This is a genomic window from Mesorhizobium sp. M1A.T.Ca.IN.004.03.1.1, from assembly GCF_003997555.1.
Taxonomy (GTDB): domain Bacteria; phylum Pseudomonadota; class Alphaproteobacteria; order Rhizobiales; family Rhizobiaceae; genus Mesorhizobium.
Map to the genome: position 1 here is coordinate 487,821 of NZ_RZTV01000002.1, position 25,549 is coordinate 513,369.

Consider the following 25,549-nt stretch of genomic DNA (forward strand, 5'->3'; position numbering starts at 1 on the left):
AACGGTCACCTCGATCCGGCCGGAAAGCTCATACCTAGCTACCCGCCGGAGCGCGAACACAATGGTGTTAGCAGATTATTAATTGTTCAATTGCTTTGGCCGACGCTTCCGACTTAACTATCAGCAGTCTTCTCGTTGCGGTGGTGTTGGCAGTGCTGCGTTCCCCTGGCGTTCTGACCTCTTCGTTCATCCTTGGCCTTTGCTCATTGATCGGTGTGACGTCGCTTTGCGTCGACACGGCGGCGGCGCAGTCGACATTGTTCAAGCGGCCATCGAGTCCGGTCGACCTGCGCTCCGCCACAGTGGGAGGACGTACCAGCGTCCCTTATGGCTGGATCGATTTCTGCCACCGCCGGCCGAAAGAGTGCAAAGTGCCTGCCCTGCGGCCGGCGAACGTCAAGCTGACCGCGCAGAACATGCGAACCCTCGAGCGCATAAACCAGAAGGCGAACCGCGCCATCAAGCCCGTTAGCAACTATGATCACTGGGGCACGATGATGGACCACTGGGACTATCCGGTGGACGGCAAGGGCGACTGCAAGATCTACGCGCTCTACAAGCGCAAGCTTCTCATGGAAGCGGGATTTCCCCGCCAGGCGCTGCTGATGACGGTCGTGCGCGACCTGAACAACGAAGGCCACACCATCCTGACTGTGAAGACCGACAAGGGCGATCTCGTGCTCGACAATCTGGTTGACGAAGTCCGGCCCTGGAACGCGACCGGCTATTATTTCCTGAAGCGCCAGTCGCAGCAGAACCCGAATATTTGGGTATCGATCAATCAGCGCGGCGGCACGCCGAAAACCTGACGGATGCCGCCAGGCTCAACCGAGCGGCCTCGACAGCCGAGGCATTCCGTTTCTGACGATTGATACGCGCGGACCGGCGCCTCTGCCTTCCACGTTCATGGCCGAAAAATCGGCTCGCAGAGGTACGCGCCGGCCTACTGGTTGCAGGCCGGCTCGCCCTGCTGTCCGCAAGAGAGCTTCTTCTTGCGCTGCGGCTTCTCCCGGGGGACACTCCGCTCTTGCATCTGCGGCCTCGGCTGCGAACGCAATTCCGGGCGAGGCTCCGATCTCTGCCGCCGCAGCACTTGCTCGTTAGGCCTTTCCTGCCTGAACTGGCGCTGCGCATTGTCGTTCGGCCTGTTGACTTTGAAGTTGCGCTGGACGGTGACATCCCGGCCGGCGGAACCTTCTTCGTTCTGCAGCCGGCGCAACGTCCTGCGCCTGTCGTTCCCGCTGGCCGAGCCCTGATTCTCGTCGGAGAACACGGTCGGATTGTTCCTCCTGAGCCGCTTCTGCACGGCCGGTCCATTGTCGGTTGGCCCAGCACTAACGCTCGGCAGTCTGCGGAACTTCTTGCTCTTGGCCGAGCCCTGGTTGTCACCGGAGAACACGTCGGGATTGTTCTTTCTGAGCCGCTCGCCCACGCTCGGCCGGTTCTCGGCCGGCATCCGGTTGACGGTAGGCAGCTTGCGGACCTTCCTGCCCTTGTCGCTCGCGGCGGCCGAACCTTGATCGTTCGTTTCGACCACGGATTGGCCTGCGGACAAATCCTTGCGCGTCAGCTTCCTCGGCTTGCCACCGCTCCGTTCGGATAAAGCCTTGGGACTGTTCTGCCTGAACTTCTCCCGCGCGCTCTGCCCGTTGTCGGCCGGCATGCCGTTGACGGCGGGCAGGTTGCGGAGCTTTTTACCCCTCTTCCGATCTGTGTCCTGCTTCCCGGTCCGGTCAGGACCGGCATTTCCGATCGCCTCTTGGTTGCCGCCCGAGACGCCTTGCCTGCCGGGTTGCCTCTTCAATTTGTTGCCGCGCAAGTTCTGGCCGTCGGGCGCCGGCTTGCCGTTGACCAGCGGCAGCCTCTTGCCATCGGCTCCAGGCAAAGCGTGATCGGTTGAGAGCTTGCCGGTTCTGGACGAGGTCTCCGGCGAGGTGTCAGGCTGCTGGCGCTGGATAACACGCTGACCAGGCTTCGGCGGCAGGGCGCCCTGTTGCTGCTGATTGGATGTGGCCTGACGGAACTTGGCCGCCCTCTTCTGCAGAAGCGGCGGCAGGGGAACCTTGGCCGCCAGCGCATCGGCGCGGCCACCAAGGGCGCCTTCCGTCGTCTTCCGGGCTGTGCGGCGGTCAAGCTGAACACCGGCGCTCGGCTGCGCGGCCCGATTGACGGTCTCGTTTTTGATCGTGGTGTTGATGGTGTTGATGACGGTCGTGTTGTGGATGTTTTTGAAGATGCTGGCGTTCGGCGGCGGCACGACGTGGCGCGGCGGGTTGATGAATACGGGGATCGGCACGAAGACCGGCGTCGGCAGGATGAAGACGTCGACCGGCGGCGGAGGTGGCGGAAGCACGATGAAATCCGGCGGCGGCGGCGGCAGGAAGATCACCGTGACCGGCGGCGGCGGTTCGAAATCGAAATCGGGATCGTCGAAATAGAGCACCGGACGGTCGATATAGATGACTTCCTCCTCCGGCGGCGGCGGCAAATCATACTCATAGACGGTGAACTCCTCCGGCGGCTCCAGGGCAGCGTCGAAATGTTCGAGCCGCCGTCGCGCGTCCCAGGCATGCGGGCCACGCGGATAGCGCTGCAGATACGACCAATAGGCCTCCGGCGTGTCCTGCAGCCAGGTCTCGCGCCAGGTGATCGCCTCGCGCCGCGCAGCGACAATGGCGCGCACGCGCTCAGCCATCGGATCATGTGGATAGGCGACTAGGAAATCCTCGTAGCCGCGCATCGTATCGCGGTCGAGAGCCGCGACATAAGCGTCACGAGCGTTGAAATCGCGGATCGCCCTGGTCCGGTTGGACCGGGATTCGGCCTCCGAAACCTTTGGCGCGGGCGCGTCCGCGGCACGGTCGAAGAAGACAAAAGGCGCGGTGATCTTCGAGGCATGCCACGGCACTTCCGCGCCTTGCGTCATCTCGTTGACGCGCAGCCGCGTGCGGTCGAACACCTCGTCAAGCGACAACCCGCCCTCGCGTATCATTTCGGCGAGCGCCTGGGCATAGGCGCCGTAAGGGCCCTTGCCTTCCGGCGCGACCGTTCCCGGAGCCGCGTTGAACGCAATCAGCATGTTCGGGTCGGGATCGACAAGCGCGAGACCACCGGCCAGGGGCTGGCTCATCTTCGGCAAGGCATTGGGCCGCGCCGCGTCGAGCACGACGATGTTTACCTTCGTCGGCAATCCGGCCAACGACCGGGTGACATCGGAGAGCCGCATCGCCTGAAGCGGCACGTCGGCGGGACTGGCGATCTGGGCATCGACTGGAAGAAAGTAGTTCTCCCCCTCGAACTGCACGCCGTGGCCGGCAAGATAGACGAAGACGACCGCATCGGGACCGGCGGCGGAAACCTTGCCGAGAAAATCGCGCAGCGCGCCGCGCAGCGAGTCCTGATCGACATCGCGCGCGCCGACGACGTCGAACCCTGCCGCCTGCAGGGTCTGCGCGATCAGGCCGGCGTCATTGGCGGCAGTCGCGAGCTCGCCGGACTGATAGGCGCCGTTGCCAATGACGAAGGCGAGACGTTTTTGCTCTTGCGCGAGCGCACCGGTCGCAGACGCGGCGCCAAAAGCGATGAGAACGATGAGGCTGAGGAATTTTAGAAGCGTCTGCATGGCAATGCGCTGTCCGTTATCCGCCATCCGCCATCCGCTTATTTCAGTAACGCCGAAAGAGCAGGAATGTTTCCCTACAGTGCAAAACTAAGACCTGCAAGAAGGCGGCTTTAGGGCGCAAATTCGTCGGAAAAGAGAGGCTTCAGTTTCTTGCGAACCGGCTCTCGCGGACTACCGGCGCCGCTTCGGCTTCTCCAGCAGCGCGACGGCCTCGACATGCGGCGACCACAGGAACTGGTCGATCGGCGTCACGCTCTTCAGTTGATAGCCGCCGTCGATGAGGATGCGCAGATCCCGCGCCAGCGTCGTCGGATTGCAGGAGACGGCCGCGACCAGCGGCACGTCTGAGCGGGCGATCTGCTTGGACTGATCCTCCGCGCCCGAGCGCGGTGGATCGAAGACCAGGCCGTCGAAGCCGTTCAACTCCTTGAAGGTCAGCGGCCTGCGGAAGAGGTCCCGACGCTCGCTGGTCACCCGCTTCAAGCCGCTGGCGAAGCGGAAGGCACGGTCGAGCGCGGCCAGCGCCGGCGCGTCTCCCTCCACGGCATGCGCTTCCGACTTCGCCGCCAGCCTGAGCGCGAAACTGCCGCAGCCGGCGAACAGGTCGGCGACCTTCTTGGCACGCGACAGGTGCTGGCAGACGAGACCGGCCATCGTCTGCTCGGCGGCCTCCGTCGCCTGCAAGAAGGCGCCGGGCGGCAGGACGACGGCGACCGAGCCGAACTGCACCACCGGCTTCTTCGGCTCGACGATCACCTCGCCGTCGATCGAAAGCCTCGCCAAGCCCGCGGCCATCACAAAATTGGAAGCGATGCGGCGCTGGTTTTCGCCGAGCTTGCCCGCGTCATGGACGGCGACATCGAGGCCGGACGCCGTGGCGGTGACGGTCATGTGGAAGGCTTTCGGCGTCGCGCAGACCAGTCCTGCCAGTCTTCGCAAAGGATCGAGCGCATCAACGATTGCCCGCAGCGAGATCGGGCATTCCTCGATAGGAATGATCTCGGAGGAGAGCGCGCGCACGAAACCGAGCAGCATGCCGGCCTCGGTGCGCCGAGCGCTGAAGACGACGCGGCGGCGCGTGTGCGGCGCGCAAGGCACCAGCGCGTCGATCTGACCAGCGATGCCCTTGATCTTGAGCGCCTGCACCACCCGTTCGCGTTTCCACTGCTGGTAGCCGTCGGCCTCGAAATGCTGCAACGCGCAGCCGCCGCATTCGGTGAAGTGGCGGCAGGGCGGATCAACCCTACGCGGTGAAGCCTCAACAACCGACATCAGCGTCGCGCGGTCCTTCTGGCGCGCGGCGGTGACCGTCTCGCCAGGCAGCGTGAACGGGATGAAGACCTCGCCGCCATCGGCACCGGCGATGCCGTCGCCCTGCGAACCGAGCCTTGTGATGGTGAAGCGCGCGCTCATGGCGATGCCGCGTCCTTGATCGCGGCGAGCAGGAACTCGCGGTTGCCGTCGCCGCCCTCGATCGGCGATGGATGCAGCCCGAGCACGCGCCAGCCCGGCATGCCGGCAAGCCAGTCGCGCAAACCGGCGGCGATGCGCTCGGCCTCGCTCGGGTCCTTGAGCAGTCCGCCCTTGCCGATCGCCTCGCGACCCGCCTCGAATTGCGGCTTGACGAGAAGCAGCGCCCTGGCGCCCTCGCCCGCCAAGGCCAGCGCCGGCGGCAGCGCCAGCTTCAGCGAGATGAAGCTGACATCACAGACCAGGAAATCCGGAACGCGGTCGCCAAGATCGGCGGCGGTCAGGTCCCGCGCATTCAGCCCTTCAATGACCGTGACCCGCCGATCGGCGGCAATTTCCGGATGCATTTGGCCGTGACCGACATCGATCGCCGTGACATGGGTAGCGCCACGCTCGAACAGCACCTGGGTGAAGCCGCCGGTCGAGGCGCCGATATCGAGCGCCTCATGCCCAGAGGGATCGAGGCCGAAATGGTCTAGGCCGGCAATCAGCTTCAGCGCCGCGCGCGACACATAGGCCTGCGCCGGATCGTCGACGGCAACGACACAGTGTGGCGCGACGGGCTGGCCCGGCTTGCGGGCGACTGCGCCGTCGACAGTGACGGTGCCGCGTTCGATCGCGTCGCGGGCGCGGGAACGGCTGGCGAACAGGCCACGTGCGACGAGCAGTTCGTCGAGACGCGGACGCGCGCTGGCGGGCAAAGAGGAACTCATCGGCCTTCATTGGCGAAAGCCGGCGGCGAAGGCAATGGCAGCCCTGTTGAATATGGCGCGGGGCACGGCAGAATGCCGGTGCCTATAGTCCGCTCACCCGGGCGAGGAGGAGCCATGCTGAAGGGAACCTGCCATTGCGGCGCCGCGCACTGGACGCTGGAAGGCGATCCGGGATCGATCACCGCCTGCAACTGCACCCTTTGCCGCCGCTACGGCACGCTCTGGGCCTATGACTATGTCGACGAGCGCATCCGCATCGCAGGTCGGACGAGCTCCTACAGGCGGGTCGAGGTGGCCGAGCCCGCGCTGGAAATCCTGTTCTGTCCGAAATGCGCCTGCGTGCTCGCCTGGCGCGGGTTGCGCCCCGGCTCGAGCGGCCGCACTCGCATCGCCGTCAATGTCAGGCTGGCCCCGCCGGAGGCGGTCGCCGACCTGCCGATCGAGCATTTCGACGGCCTCGAAACGTTCGACGACCTGCCGCGAGACGGCCGCTGCGTGCGCGATATGTGGTTTTAGAAAATAGTCCGCGAGACCGGGCGCTCGACCGCCGGCATCAGGCCGTCATTGTGGGAGGCCTGCTCGCGCGGCTCAGCAGGAGCCGGCGCCGTCGGCGCGGCTTCCTGCGGCACCACCAGTTGGGGAGCCTGCTTGTAGGAGAAGCCGCCGCGGATGTTGCCCATCTTGCCGGCAACGATGTCCATCACCGCCTTTTCGAGGTTGCGGTCGTAACGCGTTTCGGCTGCCACCGGCGCGACCATGGCACTCAGCAGGGCCATGCCGCAAAGGAACGAATTCATTGTTCTTATCCCCTGCCTAGGACCAGGGTTTTAGCAGGGCGCCCGTTGAAAATCGGCCAAAAGACAAGGTAACCGAACGGCCAAATGAAAACGTAAACAAACAGTTGCAGCCGCAGCCAGCAAACTCAATCGGAGAGCTGAGGTTTCGATTCAGGCGCGCTGCGCCTGCATTCCATGGGCGAGTGCGGCGAAAACCGTCCGCACGATGCCGGTCGTGTCGAGGCCCGCGTCGGCATACATCTTCTCAGGCTTGGCGTGATCGGTGAACTCGTCCGGCAAGACCAGCGGGCGCACCTTGAGACCGTTTTCCAACAGGCCTTCATGGGCAAGGAAATGCAGCACCTGGCTGGCGAAGCCGCCGACCGCGCCCTCCTCGACCGTCACGAGAACCTCATGCGAGCGCGCGAGGCGGCGGATGAGATCCTCGTCCAGCGGCTTGGCGAAGCGAGCGTCGGCAACGGTGGTCGAAAGGCCCGCGGCGCCGAGTTCCTCGGCGGCCAGCAGGCAATCCTGCAGCCGCGTGCCGAACGAGAGCAGCGCCACCTTGGTGCCTTCCTTGAGAATGCGGCCTTTGCCGATCTCGAGCACTGAGCCGCGCTCCGGCATGTCGACGCCAACGCCGTTGCCCCGCGGATAGCGGAAGGCGATCGGGCCGCCGTCGTAGTCGGCTGCCGTGCGCACCATATGGCGAAGCTCCGCCTCATCGGCGGCGGCCATGACGACGAAGCCAGGCAGCGAGGCGAGGAAGGTCGTGTCGAAGGCGCCGCAGTGCGTGGCGCCGTCGGCGCCGACGAAGCCGGCGCGGTCGATCGGGAAGCGCACCGGCAGTTTCTGGATTGCCACGTCGTGCACCACCTGATCGTAGGCGCGCTGCAGGAAGGTCGAATAGATGGCGGCGAAGGGCTTGTAGCCTTCGGTGGCGAGGCCGGCCGCGAAGGTCACCGCGTGCTGCTCGGCAATGCCGACATCGAAGGTTCGGGCCGGGAACACCTCGCCGAAGAGGTCGAGGCCGGTGCCACTCGGCATCGCGGCGGTGATCGCCACGATTCGTTCGTCCTCGCGCGCCTCCTGGATCAGGCTCTCGGCGAAGACCTTGGTGTAGCTCGGCGCGTTGGCCGGCGCTTTCGCTTGCGCGCCGGTGATGACGTCGAACTTGTTGACGCCGTGATACTTGTCGGCGGCGGCCTCCGCCGGCGCGTAGCCCTTGCCCTTCTGGGTGACGACATGGATCAGAATGGGACCGTCGCCATTGTCGCGGACGTTCTTCAGCACCGGGATCAGGTGCTCCAAATTGTGTCCATCGATCGGGCCGATGTGGAAGAATCCCATCTCCTCGAACAGCGTGCCGCCGGTGACGTAACCGCGCGCATGCTCGACCGCGCGGGTGATGGCGCTGTCGGCGCGCTTGCCGAGATAGGAGGTCAGCTTCTTGCCGAAATCGCGCAGGCCGAGATAGGTCTTGCCGGAGGCAAGCCTCGCCAGATAGGCGCTCATCGCGCCGGTCGGCGGGGCGATCGACATGTCGTTGTCGTTGAGGATGACGATCAGGCGGGCATTGAGCGCGCCGGCGTTGTTCATCGCCTCGTAGGCCATCCCGGCGGACATGGCGCCGTCGCCGATGACAGCGATGACATTGTTGCGGCCGCCCGCAAGGTCGCGGCCCATCGCCATGCCGAGGCCGGCCGAAATCGAAGTCGAGGAATGCGCTGCGCCGAAGGGGTCGTATTCGCTCTCTGCGCGCCGGGTGAAGCCGGAGAGACCGCCTTCCTGGCGAAGCGTGCGGATGCGGTCGCGGCGGCCGGTCAGAATCTTGTGCGGGTAGGCCTGGTGGCCAACGTCCCAGATCAGCCGGTCTTCCGGCGTGTTGAAGACATAGTGCAGCGCAACCGTAAGCTCGACGACGCCGAGACCGGCGCCAAGATGGCCGCCGGTGTGCGACACCGCATCGATCAGCTCCGCGCGCAGTTCGGTCGCCAGCTGCGGCAGCTCGCTTTCATCAAGCGCCCGCAGATCCGCCGGGATGCGGACTTTGTCGAGGAGCGGCGTGTCAGGCTTCGGGTTCACTCTGGGACGGCCTGTCAACTTAACCTTGGGTTAACCTTCAAATATGCGCTTTGCTATGCGCGAGATAGGCTGACGGCGCGCCAATGTAAATGCGTGTCAGTGACGCGCCTGGCGCAGGACGTCCATCCTGCGCTAACCTTCCGGCAGCGGAATGAATTCTTCCTCATCGCCAGGAACGATATCGAAGCGGCCCGTCTTCCATTCTTCCTTGGCCTGCTCGATGCGTTCTTTCGAGGACGAAACGAAATTCCACCAGATATAACGTTTGGAGCCCAGAGACGCTCCGCCGAACAGCATGAAATGCGCGCCGCGCTCGGACGACACGACGATTTCCTCGCCCGGTTTGAACACCAAAAGCCGATCGGCCGGGAAACGGTCGCCGGCAATCGAAACCTCGCCCTCCAGCGTGTAGATGGCGCGTTCCTCGGCGTCGCCGGGGATTTTGACGCTGGCGGCCGCCGCCAGCCGCAGATCGGCATAGAGCGTTTCCGAGGCGGTCGCGACGGGCGAGCGCAGCCCGGAAAATTCGCCGATGACGACGCGGCCGCTAACGCCCTCGGCATCGATTTCGGGCAGTTGGACGACCGACGTGTTCGCGAACACCGGGGCGATTTCTTCCTTGCTGTCCGGCAGCGCCAGCCAGGTCTGCAGGCCGGAAATCGACATCGGCGCGCCGCGCAATTCCTCGGGCGTGCGCTCGGAATGAACGATGCCGCGGCCGGCGGTCATCAAATTCACGTCGCCCGGCGCGATCACCATTTCGGTGCCGAGCGAGTCGCGATGCCTGATCTTGCCGTCGAACAGATAAGTGACGGTGGAAAGCCCGATATGCGGATGCGGGCGCACGTCGATCGCATGGCCGGCGCGCAGGATGGCCGGACCCATGCGGTCGAAGAAGATGAACGGACCGACCAGCCTGCGCTTCGCCGTCGGCAAGGCGCGGCGAACCTCGAAGCCGCCAATGTCCTTGGCGTTGGGAATGACCATAAACTCGATCTGGTCGCAGGCGAAGGCGTCGCCGGCCTCGGGATCGTTGCCCGGAAAGAAGCTCATGACCGGCGTCAGGCGAAGCGGAGCGCGGATCGGGCCTTCGCCTTGGCGGCCTCTTCCTCGCGGTTGCGCGGATGCTGGGCGGTTTCGAGGCTGTCAAGCAGCTCGCGCGCGGCGGCGGCGATCGCCTCGACGGCGTGGTTGAAGGCATGCTCGTTTCGCTTGGACGGCTTGGTCGCGCCGCTCAGCTTGCGAACGAACTGCAGCGCCGCGTCATGGACCTCGTCGTCGGTCGCCGGCGGATCGAAGTTGAACAGGGTCTTGATGTTTCGGCACATGCTTGAACTCCTTACCTGCTTTCTGCCCGAACCGGTCTGAGATTGTGCACCGAGGTGTGTTGAGATTCAGGTCAGTCCGAGCCTAAAATGGCAGGTTCCGAGAACCGGAGCGGAGCGTACTTGAAGCACCTGAGCACCGGAAGCGCAGGAAGCCGCCGTTTAAAGGCCGGCCTCACCTGAATATCAATACACCTCACTCGGCGTCGAGCGGCTCCGTTCCAACCGGCTTGCCGTCGCGCGAAAGCCTGATCTTCTCGACCTTGTCCTCGGCGGTCTTGAGCAGGCGGTCGCAATGGGCCTTCAGCGCCTCGCCGCGCTCGTAGATCTTGATCGACTGGTCGAGCGGAACATCGCCGCGCTCCAGATCATCGACGATCTTCTCCAGCGCGTCGAGCGCCTGTTCGAAGCTCATCGCCTTGACGTCTTGGTTAGCTTCATCAGCCATCATTCATCCCTTCATCAGCCGCCCGACATGGGCGGCGACCGAAAATGCCAATCCTTGCAGATCGTAACCGCCCTCCAGCAGGCTGACGAGCCGGTTGCCGCTGTGGCGCCCGGCGCGCTCCATCAGCTGGCCGGTCGCCCAGTCGAAATCATCCTCGGTCAGGTTGATCGCGGCCAGCGGATCGCGATGGTGCGCATCGAAACCGGCGGAAATGATGATCAGATCCGGCTGGAAGGCGTCGATCGACGGCAGCACGCGCGACAGGAAGGCGTCGCGGAACGTGTCGCTGCCGGTGCTCGGCGCAAGCGGCGCGTTGACGATGTTGCCGGCGCCGGTCTCGCTCTTGGCACCGGTGCCCGGATAAAGCGGCATCTGGTGGGTCGAGCAATAGAGCACCGACGGATCGTCCCAGAAAATGTCCTGCGTGCCGTTGCCGTGATGCACATCCCAATCGACGATGGCGACGCGCTCGGCCAGATGCTTCTCCTGCGCATAACGGGCGGCGATCGCCGCGGTGTTGAACAGGCAAAAGCCCATCGCGGTCGCTTTTTCGGCGTGATGGCCGGGCGGACGCGCGGCAACGAAGACATTGGCGGCACGGCCCTCGAACACATCGTCGACGGCGGCGTTCGCCGCGCCGATCGCCGTCACCGCGGCCTGCCAGCTTTTCGGGCTGGCGCTGGTGTCGGCATCGATCGAGACGATCCCCGTCTCGGGAATCGCAGCGCGGACACGGCCGACGAAATCCTCCGGATGCGCGTAAAGGATAGTCGCCTCGTCGCCTTCCGGCGCCTCGACGCGGTCGAGGGCCGAAAAAGCCTCGTCGTCGAGCACGCGCTCGATGGCGCGCAAACGGTCGGGCCGCTCGGGGTGGCCGGGCGGCGTGAGGTGTTCCAGGAATACCGGATGAGTGTAAAGACGAGTGGTCATGGCGCCTAATCTAGGCACCTGTCGCACGGATAGCCATGTTTCAGCGCCGAATGATTGGGGAAATCGCGCCCAATCGTGTCGCTGGCGGCATTGGCCCGGCTTCGGCTTCGCGATAAGGTCGCGTCGCTGCCTGGTGCCCGCAACGCGGGAGAATCGGGAACACGGTTGAAATCCGTGGCGTGCCCAACGCTGTGAGGGGGACCGCGCCGGCAAACGCCACTGTCCCAGACGGGAAGGCGCCGGATGCGGGTCGATCCCGAGCCAGAAGACCGGCCCGGCAGACATGGTCATCCGCATGGTCAGGCGGAGGACTGCTTATCGCAAGGGGACAAGCGATGCAGGCACGAACAGCCGCCGCCGGCGGCGATGACTTTGACCAATTGGCGCGCGACGCCGTCTACCGGGCCATGTTCACCCGGCGCGACGTGCGCAGCCATTTCCTTGCCGACGATCTCGACGACAGCGTTTTGGCGCGGCTGCTCACCGCGGCACACCACGCGCCGTCGGTCGGCTACATGCAGCCCTGGAACTTCATCATCATCCGGGACGCCACAAGGCGGCGGCAGGTGCGCGACCTGTTTTTGGCCGCGCGCGAACAGGAACTGCCGGCGATCGAGGCGGACCGGCAGGCGCTCTACCGCAAGCTGAAGCTCGAGGGCATCTGCGAAAGCGCGCTCAACCTGTGCATCACCTGCGACCGCCAGCGCTCGAAGAACTCGCCGCTCGGGCGCTGGCACAATCCGGAGATGGACCTCTACAGCACCGTCTGCGCGGTGCAGAATTTCTGGCTCGCGGCGCGGGCGGAAGGCGTCGGGGTCGGCTGGGTGAGCATCATCGAGCCCGAAGCGCTGAAGCGACTGCTGTCGATCCCCGAGCACGTCACGCCGATCGCCTATCTCTGCGTCGGCCGCGTCTCGGAATTCGCTCCAAGGCCCGACCTCGAAGCGCATGGCTGGGGCAAGCGCCTGCCGCTGCCCGAGCTGGTGATGAGCGAGACCTTTTGCGGCGCCGGCGAGGCGCCGCTCAAATCGGCGATCGCTCGTCTCGGAGAACGATTAAAGCCTTAGAACCGCTCGGCGTTCCATAGACCCGCCCCAACCGCAACGCGCCATCGCGCTTCGCGTTTGCGCAATGGCGCATTGGAAATGCCTGACCGTCGTTGCCCGCTCAGAAAACCGGGGATTGTTCGCGCATCGCTCGACAACGTGACGGTTCTTCCTGGCGTGATTGGGCCGGATCTCCGCACTCGCTTCCTCACGGCTAACCCTGTGCCAAGCGATGTCGTTCTCGGGCTTCAACGTCTGGCGAATTCACCGGCGTTCGCAATTAAATTCTGTCTTCTCATGTGAATAGGCAGATTGAGCTGGGCTACGGCGCTTATTGTCGGGCGATAGATGAGACCCGGCGTGTTCCCATTCCACAAGGCGATCGGCGCGGAACGGATGCATGCGCGACTGCGCGAACTCACCCGATATTGGGTAGGTCTCGTCCAGGACATTCCCGGTTTCAGGCTCCATACGCCGACCGACACGGACAGCCTCGCTGCGATAAGTCTGTTTTCGATCGACAGCATCGACATGCAGCAACTCGAGCGCGACCTTCGCGAGAAACACCAGGTCCACGTGAAATACCGCAAGGTCGAGCACGTCGAGGGTTTGCGGGTTTCGCCACACATTTACATGCTTAAGCGCGATCTTGATGCCTTTGTCGCCGCGCTGCGAAGCGCTGTGGAGTGAACCGACGAATTTTCTCTGGCTGTGCCCGACCTTAGCCGTCTGCTGTCTGGCGAATAGCGTTTTCGCAGTCGAGGGGTGCAGGATGGCAGCGCCGCTATTTGCGCTTAAAGCTGCCCAGGCCTGCACCCTGACAAGAGTCAATAGTTTCGCTCAAGGCGGTGAGCGTGGTCTGCATTTTTGAGGTCGATCAATGCGCCAAGTCTACGTGAGTGGATCCTATCTACCGGAAAGCGAGGCCCGTATCTCGGTCTTCGATCGGGGCTTCCTGTTCGCCGACGGAGTCTATGAGGTCACGCTCGTTCTTGATGGCAAGCTCGTCGATTTTGCCAGTCACATGGCGCGCCTGCGGCGATCGCTCCGTGAGCTCGATATGCCGTTCTCCCTGACCGAAGCAGATCTTTTGAAGATCCACAGGGAGCTCATTGGACGGAACAATGTATCCGAGGGACTTGTCTATTTGCAGATCACCCGGGGCGCGGCCGACCGCGATTTCATATTTCCTACTCGGGATACGCCCAACACCGTGGTGCTCTTCACACAAAAGAAGGCATTTGTCGAAAATCCGGTCGCCATACGCGGCCAGCACGTCATAACCGTGGAAGATCTCCGGTGGCGGCGCTGCGACATCAAAACGGTGCAACTCCTGTATCCCTCCATGGCCAAAATGCAGGCGAAATCACGCGGCGCCGATGACGCATGGCTAGTGAGGGATGGTTACGTCACGGAAGGCTCTTCCAACAACGCCCATATCGTGACTTCGGATGGGACGATCGTCACGCGGGATCTCTCGAGCGATATCCTGCACGGGATTACCCGGGCAGTCGTTCTGCAGTGCGCAAGTGAACTTCATCTGCGGGTGGAGGAGCGCCCATTCACAGTAGTAGAGACCAGACTTGCGACGGAGGCGTTTTCAACGTCATCATCCGGGCTGGTGAACCCGGTGGTCAGGATGGATGGTGCGCCGATCGGCAACGGGCTGCCGGGCGTAGTCACCCGGCGGTTGCGACAAATTTATCTCGATAGAAGCCGAGCATCGGCGATCTAGCGTTGATCGTCGACGGTGTTCTCTGCGGCGTCAAACCTCGATACGCAACCTGCCGGTGGCGTTACTCAGGGCGCATATAGACCGCGCTAACTCAAGCACTCCTGACGCCAGCCCTGCACGTGAATAGCTCGCCCGAGCACTCGCGGCGCCCAAGTAGCTTGACAAGGCCGCTGCTAGACTGGCGTTCGCGCCAGATGCTGTCGGCGATCCTTCCATTGGCGAGGCATCTTCTCTGACTCTAGTCAAGCGGTCCTTGGCGAATCCCAGCGCGAGCCGCCGAAGGGGCTGAGCGCCTTGTCGCGCAGCTCCCTGAACTTGGACGAGGCTTCGGCCAGGCGCCGGTCCCATTCCGGATTGGGGACCTGGCCCTCGATGGTGGCGAAGTAGACCTGCATCAGCGAAGCGATGGCGAAGGGCTCGATGAAAGCCGCCTTGAAGGCCCAGGCGAAGACGATGGCCAACACGAAGGCCCAGCCGGCAAGCTGGCCCGGCATGGCCCAGAGGATCGCGGCGGCGGGCGCCAGCATCAAAAGAAAGATGACGAAGGAAACACCCCACATGATCACCGCCAGCCAGACGGCGTTCTTGACCATCAACTTGCCGTTCTGCGCGTAGAGCACGACGCCTTGCCTGGCGGTCTCGAAAGGCGAGTTGGAATTGGTGCGGATGTTGTAGCCGAGGATGATCTCGTCGACATAGGTCAGCGACAGGCGGATGACGGTATTGATGAAGCTCACCAGACCGCTTAAGCCTGGAATGGGTAGGAACGCAGCAATGCCGCCGATCAGCCCTGTGATGGCGCGGATGGCGCCTTTCACCAGCTGGTCGACGACGAAAAGGATGTTGGCCTCGGCGAAGCGCTTCGTCACCACTTCGCGCGCATAGGCGATCTGGCCCTGGCCGTCGGGAACGTCCTGCCCGTCGATCAGATGGACCATGACGGCGATATGGCCTGCCTTGAGCACATAGAGAATGTATTCGCGGATCCAGTAGACGGCGATCGAGACCACGCCGAAGCCGACGACCCCACCCCACAAGGCAAAGGACATCGGCCCGTCCGGATCGGTCGAGATGTGGCCGACGCCGTAACCGACGCTGGCGCCGGTGCCGGTCGCCGTTATGTAGGCCACCGTGATGCCGAAATAGACGATGATGCGAAAGACGATGAACGGCCACGTCCGCATCATGATGGACACCGACCGGCCGATGCTGAAGTCCCACATGGCCCCGACCCTCCGCCTCAGAGAATTGGCGGGAGAGGATGCGCTCGCTCCTGCCAAAGTCAATGTCGGAGGGATTTTGAGCGGGGGACAATTGTCTGAGGCAGCGCGGACCCGAGTGATTGCCCGGAACGCCGCGACCGGATGCTATTTGGTTTTCAGGCCTTCCAGCAGCTGCTTGAACGCCGCCACAACCTTCTTCGACGTCGCTTCCGGATCCTTGGCATTGGCGATGCGCTGCGAGGCCTGGCTACTGGCGCCGTTGATGAGCCGCGCTGCGGTCTCGGGGTCGAGATCGGGAACGACGACGCCCTCCTCCTGCAGCTTTGACAGGTGATCGGTCATTGAAGCCGTGCAGGCGCTGGCGTTGGGCCACTGAGCCGGATCGCCGAGCACGGCCGGGCCGTCCCTGAACATGATGCGCTGGATTTCCGGCTCAAGCGCCATCTCGATATAGGTGGTGCATTCGTCGACGAAATGCTGCCAGCGAGTAGGCGCCCGCGAGGCCACCTCGTTCACCCGCGCCGCCATCTCGGCGTCGATCTCGGCGATCACCGCCTGCAGGAGCCCCTTCTTGTCGCCGAAATGATGATAGAGCGCGCCGCGCGTCAGACCCGCCGAAGCGGTGAAATCGTCCATCGAGGCCTCGGCATAGCCGATCGTGCCGAAGGCATGGCGCGCGGCCGCGATCAGCTTGGCGCGCGTCTCGGCGATCATCTCCTTGCGGGGTTTGTGCATGGCTCCTGGTCTTATTCACATACGCGTCGTATGCTAATTGACATACGCGACGTATGAACTATCTGACATTCATACGCTGCGTATGTAATTGCGGCGCCTTCCCTTGTCGAGGAACGGGACCATGCGAAACCCATATTCGGAAATCTTTCGGGCTCCTGGCACGAAGAGCTTCGCCGCGGCAGCCTTCATCGCCCGGCTGCCGATCGCCATGGCGCCGATCGGCATTGTGGCGATGCTGTCACAAACGCATGGCGAGTACTGGCTGGCCGGCGCCGTCTCGGCCACATACGCTTTGGTCAACGCCTTCCTGTCGCCGCAGGTCTCGCGGCTGGTCGACCGCCTCGGCCAGAGCCGGATTGCCGTGCCGACGACACTTGTCTCGGCGCTTGCCTTCGCGACCTTGATCGTCGCGGCCAACCAGCACTGGCCGGTGTGGACCTTGTTCCTATCGTCGCTGCTTGCCGCCTTAATGCCCAGCATCCCGGCGCTGGTCAGGGCGCGCTGGACCGAGATTTTTCGCGACCGCCCCGAGCTCAATACGGCCTTCGCCTTCGAATCGGCCGCGGACGAGCTGGTCTATGTCGCTGGGGCATCGCTGTCGGTGGGCTTGAGCGCCGCGCTATTCCCGGAAGCCGGGATGGTGGTGAGCACCTTGCTGCTCGCCTTCGGCTCGGCGGCATTCCTGCTGCAGCGTTCGACGGAACCGCCCATTCGCCCGGCCGAGGATGGCGCGGCCGGTTCGGCGATCCGCCTGCGGCCGGTGCAGATCATCACCTTTGCGCTGATCTTTGTCGGCGCGACCTTCGCAACCACGGAAGTCACCACCGTTGCCATTACTGAAGAGCTGGGCCAGCCCGAAGCAGCCAGCCTCGTCATCGGCGTCTATGCACTGGGATCCTTCGTGCTCGGCATCATCGTCGGCGCGCTCAGTTTGCGCACGCCGCTGCAACGCCAACTCGCGATAGCTGTCGCCGTCATCGCGCTCACCACGCTGCCGCTGCTTTTTGCCGACACGGTGCCGACCCTGGCGCTAGCCGTCTTCGTCAGCGGCGTTGCCATCTCGCCGACCTTCATCACCGCCTTTGGCCTGATCGAACGCCACGTGCCGCCGGCAATGCTCACGGAAGGCGTGACCTGGGTGACCACCGGGATCGGCATCGGCATGGCGCTAGGCTCCTTCGCCGCCGGCTGGATGGTCGACACTTTTGGACCGCAGAACGGGTTCTGGGTGTCGGTGGCGGCAGGCTCAGTCGCTTTGGTCACCGTGCTCGCCGGCCAGTGTCGGCTGGCGACGCCGGACTGCGACCCGAATGAATGCGAAGCGGCGATTGCTCCGGCTGGATGATACCGATGCATCCGGCTCTGGCTGGCTATATGTCCTGCTTTTGAACGAACTTCGCCGCCGGGACTGCGTAAAGCCCCGTCGGCGCGCCATGGAGCATGATCTCCCGCTCGAAGACGAAGCCGCATTTCTCCAGCACGCGCCGCGATGCCGGATTGGCGGGACGCGCCAGTGCGATCACCCGATCGGCGCGCAAGGGGCCGAAAGCCGCGTGCAAGGTCCCCCGGACCAGTTCCGTCGCGTAGCCATGCCCCCAGGTCTCGGGATGAAGATGATAGGACAGGTTCAGCCCATCGAAATCGCTCGATAAGGTGACACCGCCGAAGCCGATCAGCCTCTCGTTGGCTTCGACCGCCCAGCGACCAAATCCGTGCCTGTCCCAATGATCGATGTCGCGAGCGAGCCTTGCAGCGCTCTGCTGCGGCGTGTCCGGCGTCGGGTCGGGGCGATGCGCCACCAGTTCGGGGCGCGAAAAAAGATCGGCCAGAAACTCCAGATCCGCCTGTTTGGGCCGGCGCAGCAGCAATCGTTCGGTCTGCTGGCTGACAGGCAATGGCGCGGCCATCGTTTTTCTCCGCCGCCTGTCGGCCGAAACGTCAGAGAATTTCCGTTTTGGCGATGTGAATGCCGAATCCTTCGAGGCCGACATAGTGGCGCTCGCGCGAGGCGATCAGGTTGATCGAGGAAATGCCGAGATCCTTGAGGATCTGCGCTCCGAGCCCGATCTCGCGCCACTCGTTCTCGCGCCGGCGCGCCTCTTCGTGATCCTCGCGGTCGCCGCTTTGTGGCCGCTTGCGCTCCTGATGGGCGACGCCGACCGAGCCTTCGCGCAGGTAGACGATGACGCCACGCTTGCGCTCGCCCATCGCCTTCATGATGTGGTCCAAGCGGTGGCTGGTGCCGAAGACGTCGGTGACGACGTCTTCCGAATGCAGCCGCACCGGCACCTCCTCGCCGTCGCGGATGTCGCCGAAGACGACCGCGACATGGTGCATGGAATCCCAGGGCAGCGTGTAGGTGAAGACCTGCGCCTTGCCGCCGGGCGTCTCGATGTCGGAGCAGGCGACGCGCTCGACCAGCGTTTCCTTGCGCTGGCGATAGGCGATGAGATCGGCGACCGAAACCTGCTTCAGCCCGTGCTGCGCGGCGAAAGCCTGCACCTCAGGTCCACGCTTGACGGTGCCGTCGTCGTTGACCAGTTCGGAGATGACGCCGATCGGCGGCAGCCCGGCGAGTTTGCACAGGTCGACCGCGGCTTCCGTATGGCCCGAGCGCATCAAGACACCGCCTTCGCGCGCGATCAGCGGGAAGATGTGGCCGGGCCGCACGAAGTCGGAGGCACCAACATTGCCATTGGCGAGGTTACGCACGGTGAGCGTGCGGTCGTCCGCCGAAATACCCGTCGTGGTGCCGTGCTTGAAGTCGACGCTGACGGTGAAAGCCGTGGTGTGGGCGGAATCATTGTCGGCCACCATGGGCGCAAGGTTTAGCCTCCTTGCGTCCTCGCGCAGCATCGGCGTGCAGACGATGCCGGAGGTGTTGCGGACGATGAAGGCCATCTTTTCCGGCGTGCAGTGGACGGCGGCAACGATCAGGTCGCCCTCGTTCTCGCGCCCATCATCGTCCATGACGACGACGATCTCGCCGCGCTCGAAAGCGCGGATCGCTTCGACGATCTTCTTCTGGTCGTATGGCATGGACGCTCGCTAGCTCGCTTGGGGAATAGGGCGGTAAGGGAGTAGGGGAACGGAAAAAGTTTGGCGTCGCCGAATGCGACGTAACATACTCTCCTGCTGCCTTACTGCCCTCCTCCCCTTCCCGTCTGTCCTCTATGGCGCAGATAATGATCCGCAATCGCGCAGGCAACCATGGCCTCGCCGATCGGCACCGCGCGGATGCCGACGCAAGGATCGTGGCGGCCCTTGGTCATGACCTCGACGTCCTTGCCATCCTTGTCGATCGATTTCCGCGGCGTCAGGATCGAGGAGGTCGGCTTGACGGCGAAGCGGGCGACGATCGCCTGGCCGGTCGAGATGCCGCCGAGGATGCCGCCGGCATTGTTGGACAAAAACACCGGCTTGCCGTCATTGCCGATCCGCATCTCGTCGGCATTCTGTTCGCCGGTGATGCGGGCGGCTTCGAAGCCGTTGCCGATCTCGACGCCCTTGACGGCGTTGATCGACATCAGGCCGGAGGCGATGTCCTGGTCGAGCTTGGCATAGATCGGCGCGCCGAGGCCCGCCGGCACACCTTCGGCGACGATCTCGATCACCGCGCCGACCGACGAGCCGGCCTTGCGAATGCCGTCGAGATAGGCGGCAAAGACCGGAACCGAGGCCGGGTCGGGGGTGAAAAACGGGTTTTCCGCATCGCCGATGAAATTCCAGTTCCAATTGGCGCGATCGATTGACTTTTCACCCATCGAGACCAGCGCGCCGCGCACCACCATGCCCGGCACCACCTTGCGTGCCAGTGCGCCGGCCGCCACTCTGGCTGCCGTCTCGCGCGCCGAGGAGCGGCCGCCGCCGCGATGGTCGCGCAACCCATATTTGATCTCATAGGTGTAATCGGCATGGCCCGGCCGGTACTGGCGCGCGATCTCGCCGTAGTCCTTGGAGCGCTGATCCACATTTTCGATCAGCATCGAGATCGGCGTGCCGGTGGTGATCATCGTCTCGCCGTCCTCGCCGAGGATGAAGCCGGAGAGGATCTTGACCTCGTCCGGCTCGCGGCGCTGGGTGACGAAGCGCGACTGGCCCGGGCGGCGCCGGTCGAGCTCGGCCTGGATGTCCTCGCGCTTGAAGCGGATCCCGGGCGGGCAGCCGTCGACAACGCAGCCAAGAGCGGCGCCATGGCTTTCACCCCAGGTGGTGACGCGGAAAAGATGGCCGAAGGTGTTGTGAGACATGGAAAAAACGCCCTGCCCGGCGCGGACCCGGTTCGCCGGTTCAAGCGTGCCTTCTATTGGCGTTTTCCACAGCGGTCAAACGGTGATCGGATGCATCAATCTGTGATCTGGAGGATTTAGTTTTGACACATTCGGTTGGTTTCTGCTCTCTTCCATCCGCCGTTGAGGATCCGCCGTTGCTCATGCCGGCGCAATGACCAAAGAGGACGACGATGCGTACCCTGGTTGGCGCCGCCTGCGCCATGTTGCTCATTTCCACCGCTGCCGCGTTCGCCGGCCAGACCGAAGGCTTGATCAAGAAGGTCGACAAGGACACGCTGACGCTGACGCTGGACGACGGAAAGTCCTACAAGCTCAACGCCGAAACCGATCTCGACGCGCTGAAGCCCGGCATGGATATCGTCCTCGCCTACGACGTGACCAATGGCGAGAATGTCGTGACCGATATGCAGCTGCCGCCGGACAGCGACTAGAATCATCCGCGCCGCGAGGTCTTGGCGGACGGCGCAGTACGTTGGTAGCAGTACGTTGGTAGAGGACACCTTTGCCAATGTCCGAGCGCCGAACGCTTCGGCATCCTGGAGCGAAGCAAGGGGCGCAGCGACGCAAACGCAGATTCCCGGATGGCGACGTTCGAGGCCTTCGGCCGACCTCCAACACACGGCCTGAAACGCAGGCCCTACAGCCACTCCAGGGTGCGGCCCTCGAGCCGTAGCAGGCGGTCCTGCGGTACGTCGAGGCTGGCGGCTTCCTGCTTGGAAATGCCGGTGACGAAGCGGAAGAAGCAGCGCATGATCCCGCCATGGGTGACGCAGACGGTCGGCTGGCGAAGCGCGTCGAACCAGGGTTTTATCCGCTCGAGCAGCATCTCGTAGCTTTCGGCGCCCTCGCCGGGCGGCTGGAAATCCCACTTCGCGGCGCGGCGGCTTTTGGTCGAACCCGGGACACGCTTTTCGAGTTCGGCAAAGGTGAAACCCTGCCAGTCGCCGAAGCTTAGCTCCACCAAGCGCGGATCGGTGCGATAGGCGAGCGGGTCGAGACCCATCGCCGCGCGCATCAGTTCCATCGTCTCGCGCGTGCGGCGCATCGGGCTGGCGACAAAATCGAAATCCGCGGCGTTTCCGATAAGGTCCGCCAACCGTCGGCCGTTTTGCGTCGCCTGCTCGCGGCCAAGTTCGTTGATATCGGTATCCGCCTGGCCTTGCAGCCGACCCTCGGCGTTCCACTGCGTCTGGCCGTGGCGCGCGATGTAGACGAGCGGATACATCAGGTCTCCGGAGGTCGGGCCAGGGCCTGGACGATAGACAGGCGGAGAGAACTAGTCCTTGACGGTCGAGATGTCGGGCGCGTCGACCGCCTTCATGCCGACCACATGGTAGCCGGAATCGACGTGATGGACCTCGCCGGTCACGCCGCGCGACAGGTCCGACAGGAAGTAGACGCCGGAATCGCCGACTTCTTCCTGCGTCACCGTCTGCTTGAGCGGCGCGTTGTACTCGTTCCATTTGAGGATGTAGCGGAAGTCGCCGATGCCGGAGGCGGCAAGGGTCTTGATCGGGCCGGCCGAGATGGCGTTGACGCGGATCTTCTTGGCGCCGAGGTCGACGGCGAGATAGCGCACGCTGGCCTCGAGCGCCGCCTTGGCGACGCCCATGACGTTGTAGTGAGGCATAACCTTCTCGGCGCCGTAATAGGTCAGCGTCAGCAGCGAGCCGCCTTCGCTCATCAGCGGCTCGGCGCGCTTGGCGATGGTGGTGAAGGAAAACACCGAAATATCCATGGTGCGCAGGAAATTATCGCGCGTCGTCTCGACATAACGGCCGGTCAGCTCGTCCTTGTCCGAGAAGGCGATGGCATGGACGAGGAAGTCGAGCTTGCCCCAGTGCTTGGCGATGTCGGCAAAGACTGCGTCCAGGCTTTCCGGATCGGTCACGTCGCAATGGCCGGCGACATGCGCGTTGAGTTCCGCCGCCAGCGGCTCGACGCGCTTCTTGAACGCCTCGCCCTGATAGGTCAGCGCAATTTCGGCGCCGTGATCGACGCAAGCCTTGGCGATGCCGAAAGCGATCGACCGATTGTTTGCGACGCCAAGGATGAGGCCTCGCTTACCGGCCATCAGGCCCTGTCCACCCGCCATGTGCGCAATTCTCCGCAAGAATGTCTGCTTTGTGGAGCCCTATCGCACAGGCACAGGGCCCCTTCAAGCGTCGAAAACAGACTGGCTTGAGGAGAAAACCGCTTCGATCAGCCTTTCCGCTTGCGCATCAGGGCTTCGAGATCGGCGTCTCCACCCTCCGGCAGCATCAGCCGCACATGGGCGTAGAGATCGCCATGGCCACCTACTTTGTCCGGCAGGCCCCTGCCCTTCAGGCGCAACACCTTGTCCGAGCTCGACCATGCGGGAACGTTGACCGCGAGCTTGCCGGTCGGCGTCTCGACGGCCACCTTGGCGCCGAGCACCGCGTCGGCGAGTTCGATAGGCAGGTCGACATGCAGGTCGCGGCCCTCGATGCGATAGCGCGGATGGCGGCGAATGTGGATCTTGACCAGCGCGTCGCCCGGCTGGCCGGGCCCCTGCTCGCCCTGACCCTTCAGGCGGATGGTCTGGCCCTCCTCGACATAGGTGGGAAGCTTGACCGCCATCTTGCGGCCGTCAGGGAACATCGCCGTCACCTTCTCCGCGGTGGCGGCCTCTTCGACGGTGATGTCCAGCGTGACATTGAGGTCAGGCGCCTGGACCGGCTGGCGACGGTCGCCACGGCCTGGACCGCGCCCACCCGAAAAGGCCTCGCCGAAGATCTGGCTGAAGATGTCGCTGTTGCCGTCGAAAGGATCGCCGCCCGGACGACCGGTGCGGAATTCGAAATGCGCCCCGCCGGGGCCCTGCTGACGGCGGAATCCGGCAAACGGATCGCCACCGGCCGCGCCCTCGAAGCCCTGGAATCTCGGCTTGCCGTCGGCGTCGATCTCGCCGCGATCGTAAGCTGCGCGGCGCTTCTCGTCGCCGACGATCTCATAGGCCTGGTTGGCGGCCGCAAAACGCTCTTTCGCCTTCGGATCATTCGGATTCTGGTCCGGATGATGCTGCTTGGCGAGCTTGCGGTACGCCGATTTTATTTCCTTGGCCGAGGCGTTCTTGGCAACGCCCAGCACCTCATAGGGGTCGCGCATGCTTCCTGCCTGAAAGAGAGATTGGGTCCACAGTTGCCCTCTATATGCGCTCGCATAGGAAGAAATTCCAGTGGTGCAAGATGCCAATGGAGACTGAAATTAGAGCGCCTTGAACTCCTGCATGCGCCAGCCTCCGGCGTCGGCAATGCACAGCTCGCCCTGATACATGGCGACGCCGTCGAAACTTTCCCGCGTCGCGTTGAAGCGGCGGCAGGTCAAGCCGCCATCCTTGAGTTCCACCAGCTCGGTGATCGAGCCGCGGGAGCCGGTGCCGGCATTGGCCCATGGCACCGCCTGGCCGCCGAGCTCCTGGATGTCGGCGGAAGACACCGCATTGCCGATCGTGGTCTGGTCCGAGTCGTTGTCGCTGCTTGCCGGCACGGCGGGCGCGGACGGCGCGCTGGAGGTGATGATCGAGCGGTCAACCTCCGCCTTCTCGAGGCTGAAGCCGCCGGCGCCACAGGCCGCGAGCGGAAGCGCCAATGTCAGCAACGCAGCCTTGGCGCTGGCCGAAGCAATAACGCTCCATTGCCCGCTGTCAAAAGCTTGCGCGATACGCGACAATCGGCGAACTCCTCCCGCAACGTTAAAAATTTGGAAAACTATGAACGAAAGCGAGTTAACAAGCGGTGACTTCGCCGAGGCTTTGGAGCCGTTCCGGCTGTTTGCCGAGTGGCTGGACGACGCCGTCAAGAGCGAGATCAACGACCCCAACGGCGTTGCGTTGGCAACCGTCGACGCCGACGGCATGCCGGATGTGCGGATGGTGCTGCTCAAGGGGTTCGACGAAAGGGGATTTGTCTTCTACACGAATTTCGAGAGCGCCAAGGGCCGCGAGATTCTTGGCAGCATGAAGGCGGCGATGTGCTTCCACTGGAAATCGCTGCGCCGCCAGGTGCGCGTGCGCGGGCCGGTGGAGATCGTCAGCGACGCCGAGGCCGACGCCTATTATGCGACGCGGCCGCGCGGCAGCCGCATCGGCGCCTGGGCCTCGAAACAGTCGCGGCCGCTGGAAAGCCGCTTCGCGCTGGAGAAGGCGGTGGCCGAATACACGGCGCGCTATGCGATTGGCGAAATCCCGCGGCCGAAACACTGGTCGGGCTTCCGCATCCTGCCGGAGACGATCGAGTTCTGGCACGACCGCCCGTTCCGGCTGCATGACCGCATCGTGTTCTCGAGAAACGACGGCGGCGGCTGGGACAAGACGCGGCTTTACCCCTGATGTCGCCGAGAGCGGAGATTTTTCAGCCTTTCTTGCGGGTCATGAAGGCGGTCAACGCGGCGCGCGCCTCGTCGGACTTCAGCCGCTCGCGGAAATGCTCGCTCTCTAGCTTGATGCGGGCGACGAGTTCCTCGCGCGGCTCACGCATCAGATCGCGGGCAATCTTAAGCGCCTGCGGCGGCTTGGCGGCGATCTCGGCCGCCGCAGCCAGCACCGCGCCTTCCAGGGCGTCTTCCGCGACCATGTCGTAGATCAGGCCGGCGGCCTTGGCGCGCTCAGCCGAAAAGCCTTCGCCGAGACCGAGCAGCGCGAAGGCGCCCTGGCGGCCGAGGACCTGCGGCGCGAGCAGGCTCGAGCCGGCCTCCGGCACGAGGCCGAGGTCGACGAAGGGCGTGCGGAAGAGCGTTCGCGGCGTGGCGAAGGTCAGGTCGCAATGCAGATTGAGCGTGGTGCCGATGCCCACCGCTATGCCATCGACACCCGAGACCATCGGCTTCTCCGCCTTGGCCAGCGCCATCAGGAAATCCCACACCTCATTCCCCCCCTCGCCGCCGGTGGCGATCACCAGGAAGTCCGCAAGGTCGTTGCCGGAAGAAAAGGCACCGGGCACCCCGAGAAAGACATGGACGCGAACGGTCGGGTCGGCATCCCCTTCAGAAAGGGCGGCCGACATTTTCGCATACATGGCACGCGTCAGCGCGTTCTTCTTGTCCGGCCGATTCATACGGATGATCTGCACGGCGCCCCAGCGCTCGATGAGGATATGGTCGGTCACGATCGGTTCCTTCGGCTGACTGG

The 25,549-nt window shown here is 64.0% G+C and carries 27 protein-coding genes and 1 riboswitch; of the genes, 7 read left to right on the top strand and 20 right to left on the bottom strand.

The annotated features are described in order from the left end of the window. Window positions 1–152 precede the first annotated feature (152 nt). Window positions 153–809: a transglutaminase-like cysteine peptidase gene (locus EOD29_RS08295; protein WP_164763713.1), complete on the top strand. Its 657-nt coding sequence runs from the start codon at window positions 153–155 to the stop codon at window positions 807–809. Between the two features lie 134 nt (window positions 810–943). Here EOD29_RS08295 and EOD29_RS08300 read toward each other — a convergent pair whose 3' ends face one another. From EOD29_RS08300 to EOD29_RS08310, 3 genes are all read right to left on the bottom strand, one after another. After that, window positions 944–3,649: a caspase domain-containing protein gene (locus EOD29_RS08300; RefSeq protein ID WP_245475285.1), complete on the bottom strand. Its 2,706-nt coding sequence runs from the start codon at window positions 3,647–3,649 to the stop codon at window positions 944–946. 144 nt (window positions 3,650–3,793) lie between these two features. Then, window positions 3,794–5,035 carry a class I SAM-dependent RNA methyltransferase gene (locus EOD29_RS08305; RefSeq protein WP_127246412.1) on the bottom strand — a complete coding sequence of 414 codons (1,242 nt, stop codon included), beginning with the start codon at window positions 5,033–5,035 and terminating at the stop codon, window positions 3,794–3,796. Beyond that, window positions 5,032–5,805 carry a TlyA family RNA methyltransferase gene (locus tag EOD29_RS08310; RefSeq protein ID WP_127246413.1) on the bottom strand — a complete coding sequence of 258 codons (774 nt, stop codon included), beginning with the start codon at window positions 5,803–5,805 and terminating at the stop codon, window positions 5,032–5,034. The genes EOD29_RS08305 and EOD29_RS08310 overlap by 4 nt, the downstream gene beginning before the upstream one ends. A 114-nt stretch (window positions 5,806–5,919) precedes the next feature. On the opposite strand from EOD29_RS08310, the gene EOD29_RS08315 reads away from it, so the two are divergent. Then, window positions 5,920–6,321, top strand: a complete 402-nt coding sequence (locus EOD29_RS08315) for a GFA family protein (RefSeq protein WP_067327852.1) — start codon at window positions 5,920–5,922, stop codon at window positions 6,319–6,321. Here the strand turns inward: EOD29_RS08315 and EOD29_RS08320 are convergent. The 6 genes from EOD29_RS08320 to EOD29_RS08345 all read right to left on the bottom strand — a co-directional run bounded on the left by EOD29_RS08320 (window position 6,318) and on the right by EOD29_RS08345 (window position 11,369). After that, the gene (locus EOD29_RS08320) at window positions 6,318–6,602 is read right to left on the bottom strand and encodes a hypothetical protein (RefSeq protein ID WP_127246414.1); all 285 of its coding nucleotides are present in this window, start codon (window positions 6,600–6,602) and stop codon (window positions 6,318–6,320) included. The genes EOD29_RS08315 and EOD29_RS08320 overlap by 4 nt on opposite strands. Before the next feature lie 150 nt (window positions 6,603–6,752). After that, entirely contained in the window at window positions 6,753–8,666 is a 1,914-nt protein-coding gene (gene dxs / locus EOD29_RS08325; RefSeq protein ID WP_127246415.1) for a 1-deoxy-D-xylulose-5-phosphate synthase, read from the bottom strand. A 132-nt stretch (window positions 8,667–8,798) separates the two neighbouring features. Further along, on the bottom strand, window positions 8,799–9,719 hold the full coding sequence (locus EOD29_RS08330; RefSeq protein ID WP_127246416.1) for a pirin family protein: 921 nt from the start codon (window positions 9,717–9,719) through the stop codon (window positions 8,799–8,801). An 8-nt stretch (window positions 9,720–9,727) separates the two neighbouring features. Next, window positions 9,728–9,994, bottom strand: a complete 267-nt coding sequence (locus EOD29_RS08335) for a DUF2277 domain-containing protein (RefSeq protein ID WP_127246417.1) — start codon at window positions 9,992–9,994, stop codon at window positions 9,728–9,730. 193 nt (window positions 9,995–10,187) lie between these two features. Next, on the bottom strand, window positions 10,188–10,439 hold the full coding sequence (locus tag EOD29_RS08340; protein ID WP_127246418.1) for an exodeoxyribonuclease VII small subunit: 252 nt from the start codon (window positions 10,437–10,439) through the stop codon (window positions 10,188–10,190). Window positions 10,440–10,442: 3 nt separating this feature from the next. Continuing rightward, on the bottom strand, window positions 10,443–11,369 hold the full coding sequence (locus EOD29_RS08345; RefSeq protein WP_066998053.1) for a histone deacetylase family protein: 927 nt from the start codon (window positions 11,367–11,369) through the stop codon (window positions 10,443–10,445). A 114-nt stretch (window positions 11,370–11,483) separates the two neighbouring features. After that, window positions 11,484–11,662, top strand: a riboswitch (cobalamin riboswitch). Window positions 11,663–11,704: 42 nt separating this feature from the next. Between EOD29_RS08345 and bluB the strand changes: the two genes are divergently transcribed. Then, window positions 11,705–12,436, top strand: a complete 732-nt coding sequence (bluB, locus tag EOD29_RS08350) for a 5,6-dimethylbenzimidazole synthase (protein ID WP_127215632.1) — start codon at window positions 11,705–11,707, stop codon at window positions 12,434–12,436. 243 nt (window positions 12,437–12,679) lie between these two features. Here bluB and EOD29_RS38015 read toward each other — a convergent pair whose 3' ends face one another. Beyond that, a complete protein-coding gene (locus EOD29_RS38015; RefSeq protein WP_348630415.1) occupies window positions 12,680–13,246 on the bottom strand; it encodes a hypothetical protein in 567 nt (188 codons plus the stop codon). A gap of 49 nt (window positions 13,247–13,295) precedes the next feature. Here EOD29_RS38015 and EOD29_RS08360 point away from each other — a divergent pair, with 49 nt between their 5' ends. Next, window positions 13,296–14,150: a D-amino-acid transaminase gene (locus tag EOD29_RS08360; RefSeq protein ID WP_127246420.1), complete on the top strand. Its 855-nt coding sequence runs from the start codon at window positions 13,296–13,298 to the stop codon at window positions 14,148–14,150. A gap of 242 nt (window positions 14,151–14,392) precedes the next feature. Here EOD29_RS08360 and EOD29_RS08365 read toward each other — a convergent pair whose 3' ends face one another. Together EOD29_RS08365 and EOD29_RS08370 are read right to left on the bottom strand one after the other, a co-directional pair. Next, a complete protein-coding gene (locus EOD29_RS08365; RefSeq protein WP_095777995.1) occupies window positions 14,393–15,373 on the bottom strand; it encodes a hypothetical protein in 981 nt (326 codons plus the stop codon). A gap of 144 nt (window positions 15,374–15,517) precedes the next feature. After that, window positions 15,518–16,108, bottom strand: a complete 591-nt coding sequence (locus EOD29_RS08370) for a TetR/AcrR family transcriptional regulator (protein WP_066998060.1) — start codon at window positions 16,106–16,108, stop codon at window positions 15,518–15,520. Between the two features lie 121 nt (window positions 16,109–16,229). On the opposite strand from EOD29_RS08370, the gene EOD29_RS08375 reads away from it, so the two are divergent. Then, window positions 16,230–17,453, top strand: coding sequence for an MFS transporter (locus EOD29_RS08375; RefSeq protein ID WP_095800305.1), 1,224 nt, complete (start codon window positions 16,230–16,232; stop codon window positions 17,451–17,453). Between the two features lie 25 nt (window positions 17,454–17,478). On the opposite strand, the gene EOD29_RS08380 is transcribed toward EOD29_RS08375, so the two are convergent. The 3 genes from EOD29_RS08380 to aroC all read right to left on the bottom strand — a co-directional run bounded on the left by EOD29_RS08380 (window position 17,479) and on the right by aroC (window position 20,358). Beyond that, window positions 17,479–18,015, bottom strand: a complete 537-nt coding sequence (locus EOD29_RS08380) for a GNAT family N-acetyltransferase (RefSeq protein ID WP_095800306.1) — start codon at window positions 18,013–18,015, stop codon at window positions 17,479–17,481. Between the two features lie 31 nt (window positions 18,016–18,046). Then, the gene (gene ribB, locus EOD29_RS08385) at window positions 18,047–19,147 is read right to left on the bottom strand and encodes a 3,4-dihydroxy-2-butanone-4-phosphate synthase (protein WP_067327840.1); all 1,101 of its coding nucleotides are present in this window, start codon (window positions 19,145–19,147) and stop codon (window positions 18,047–18,049) included. A 101-nt stretch (window positions 19,148–19,248) separates the two neighbouring features. Then, the gene (gene aroC, locus EOD29_RS08390) at window positions 19,249–20,358 is read right to left on the bottom strand and encodes a chorismate synthase (protein ID WP_127246421.1); all 1,110 of its coding nucleotides are present in this window, start codon (window positions 20,356–20,358) and stop codon (window positions 19,249–19,251) included. Window positions 20,359–20,570: 212 nt separating this feature from the next. On the opposite strand from aroC, the gene EOD29_RS08395 reads away from it, so the two are divergent. Next, window positions 20,571–20,831 (top strand): DUF1344 domain-containing protein, encoded by a 261-nt coding sequence (locus EOD29_RS08395; protein ID WP_127246422.1) that lies wholly within the window; start codon window positions 20,571–20,573, stop codon window positions 20,829–20,831. Between the two features lie 206 nt (window positions 20,832–21,037). Here EOD29_RS08395 and EOD29_RS08400 read toward each other — a convergent pair whose 3' ends face one another. The 4 genes from EOD29_RS08400 to EOD29_RS08415 form a co-directional block, all read right to left on the bottom strand. Then, window positions 21,038–21,625 (bottom strand): histidine phosphatase family protein, encoded by a 588-nt coding sequence (locus EOD29_RS08400; protein ID WP_095800309.1) that lies wholly within the window; start codon window positions 21,623–21,625, stop codon window positions 21,038–21,040. Window positions 21,626–21,676: 51 nt separating this feature from the next. Then, window positions 21,677–22,495 carry an enoyl-ACP reductase FabI gene (gene fabI, locus EOD29_RS08405; protein ID WP_059186698.1) on the bottom strand — a complete coding sequence of 273 codons (819 nt, stop codon included), beginning with the start codon at window positions 22,493–22,495 and terminating at the stop codon, window positions 21,677–21,679. A 107-nt stretch (window positions 22,496–22,602) separates the two neighbouring features. Further along, window positions 22,603–23,529, bottom strand: coding sequence for a DnaJ C-terminal domain-containing protein (locus tag EOD29_RS08410; protein WP_127246423.1), 927 nt, complete (start codon window positions 23,527–23,529; stop codon window positions 22,603–22,605). Window positions 23,530–23,628: 99 nt separating this feature from the next. Beyond that, window positions 23,629–24,093 carry an RT0821/Lpp0805 family surface protein gene (locus EOD29_RS08415; RefSeq protein WP_067327836.1) on the bottom strand — a complete coding sequence of 155 codons (465 nt, stop codon included), beginning with the start codon at window positions 24,091–24,093 and terminating at the stop codon, window positions 23,629–23,631. 40 nt (window positions 24,094–24,133) lie between these two features. Here EOD29_RS08415 and pdxH point away from each other — a divergent pair, with 40 nt between their 5' ends. Continuing rightward, complete coding sequence (pdxH, locus tag EOD29_RS08420) at window positions 24,134–24,751, top strand: pyridoxamine 5'-phosphate oxidase (protein ID WP_095800897.1); 618 nt, start codon at window positions 24,134–24,136, stop codon at window positions 24,749–24,751. Between the two features lie 22 nt (window positions 24,752–24,773). Here the strand turns inward: pdxH and EOD29_RS08425 are convergent, their stop codons facing one another. Further along, window positions 24,774–25,526, bottom strand: coding sequence for a crotonase/enoyl-CoA hydratase family protein (locus EOD29_RS08425; protein ID WP_127246424.1), 753 nt, complete (start codon window positions 25,524–25,526; stop codon window positions 24,774–24,776). Window positions 25,527–25,549 lie beyond the last annotated feature (23 nt).

What these genes read in the sequence shown, in the direction of transcription:
- fabI (WP_059186698.1), bottom strand. Translation starts at nt 22,495, where the DNA reads ATGGCGGGTGGACAGGGCCTGATGGCCGGTAAGCGAGGCCTCATCCTT.
- EOD29_RS08305 (WP_127246412.1), bottom strand. Translation starts at nt 5,035, where the DNA reads ATGAGCGCGCGCTTCACCATCACAAGGCTCGGTTCGCAGGGCGACGGC.
- EOD29_RS08340 (WP_127246418.1), bottom strand. Translation starts at nt 10,439, where the DNA reads ATGGCTGATGAAGCTAACCAAGACGTCAAGGCGATGAGCTTCGAACAG.
- EOD29_RS08345 (WP_066998053.1), bottom strand. Translation starts at nt 11,369, where the DNA reads ATGACCACTCGTCTTTACACTCATCCGGTATTCCTGGAACACCTCACG.
- EOD29_RS08335 (WP_127246417.1), bottom strand. Translation starts at nt 9,994, where the DNA reads ATGTGCCGAAACATCAAGACCCTGTTCAACTTCGATCCGCCGGCGACC.
- bluB (WP_127215632.1), top strand. Translation starts at nt 11,705, where the DNA reads ATGCAGGCACGAACAGCCGCCGCCGGCGGCGATGACTTTGACCAATTG.
- EOD29_RS08400 (WP_095800309.1), bottom strand. Translation starts at nt 21,625, where the DNA reads ATGTATCCGCTCGTCTACATCGCGCGCCACGGCCAGACGCAGTGGAAC.
- EOD29_RS08365 (WP_095777995.1), bottom strand. Translation starts at nt 15,373, where the DNA reads ATGTGGGACTTCAGCATCGGCCGGTCGGTGTCCATCATGATGCGGACG.
- EOD29_RS08370 (WP_066998060.1), bottom strand. Translation starts at nt 16,108, where the DNA reads ATGCACAAACCCCGCAAGGAGATGATCGCCGAGACGCGCGCCAAGCTG.
- EOD29_RS08380 (WP_095800306.1), bottom strand. Translation starts at nt 18,015, where the DNA reads ATGGCCGCGCCATTGCCTGTCAGCCAGCAGACCGAACGATTGCTGCTG.
- EOD29_RS08330 (WP_127246416.1), bottom strand. Translation starts at nt 9,719, where the DNA reads ATGAGCTTCTTTCCGGGCAACGATCCCGAGGCCGGCGACGCCTTCGCC.
- EOD29_RS08360 (WP_127246420.1), top strand. Translation starts at nt 13,296, where the DNA reads ATGCGCCAAGTCTACGTGAGTGGATCCTATCTACCGGAAAGCGAGGCC.
- EOD29_RS08375 (WP_095800305.1), top strand. Translation starts at nt 16,230, where the DNA reads ATGCGAAACCCATATTCGGAAATCTTTCGGGCTCCTGGCACGAAGAGC.
- EOD29_RS08310 (WP_127246413.1), bottom strand. Translation starts at nt 5,805, where the DNA reads ATGAGTTCCTCTTTGCCCGCCAGCGCGCGTCCGCGTCTCGACGAACTG.
- EOD29_RS08410 (WP_127246423.1), bottom strand. Translation starts at nt 23,529, where the DNA reads ATGCGCGACCCCTATGAGGTGCTGGGCGTTGCCAAGAACGCCTCGGCC.
- pdxH (WP_095800897.1), top strand. Translation starts at nt 24,134, where the DNA reads ATGAACGAAAGCGAGTTAACAAGCGGTGACTTCGCCGAGGCTTTGGAG.
- EOD29_RS08320 (WP_127246414.1), bottom strand. Translation starts at nt 6,602, where the DNA reads ATGAATTCGTTCCTTTGCGGCATGGCCCTGCTGAGTGCCATGGTCGCG.
- EOD29_RS08300 (WP_245475285.1), bottom strand. Translation starts at nt 3,649, where the DNA reads ATGGCGGATAACGGACAGCGCATTGCCATGCAGACGCTTCTAAAATTC.
- EOD29_RS08315 (WP_067327852.1), top strand. Translation starts at nt 5,920, where the DNA reads ATGCTGAAGGGAACCTGCCATTGCGGCGCCGCGCACTGGACGCTGGAA.
- EOD29_RS08395 (WP_127246422.1), top strand. Translation starts at nt 20,571, where the DNA reads ATGCGTACCCTGGTTGGCGCCGCCTGCGCCATGTTGCTCATTTCCACC.
- ribB (WP_067327840.1), bottom strand. Translation starts at nt 19,147, where the DNA reads ATGCCATACGACCAGAAGAAGATCGTCGAAGCGATCCGCGCTTTCGAG.
- aroC (WP_127246421.1), bottom strand. Translation starts at nt 20,358, where the DNA reads ATGTCTCACAACACCTTCGGCCATCTTTTCCGCGTCACCACCTGGGGT.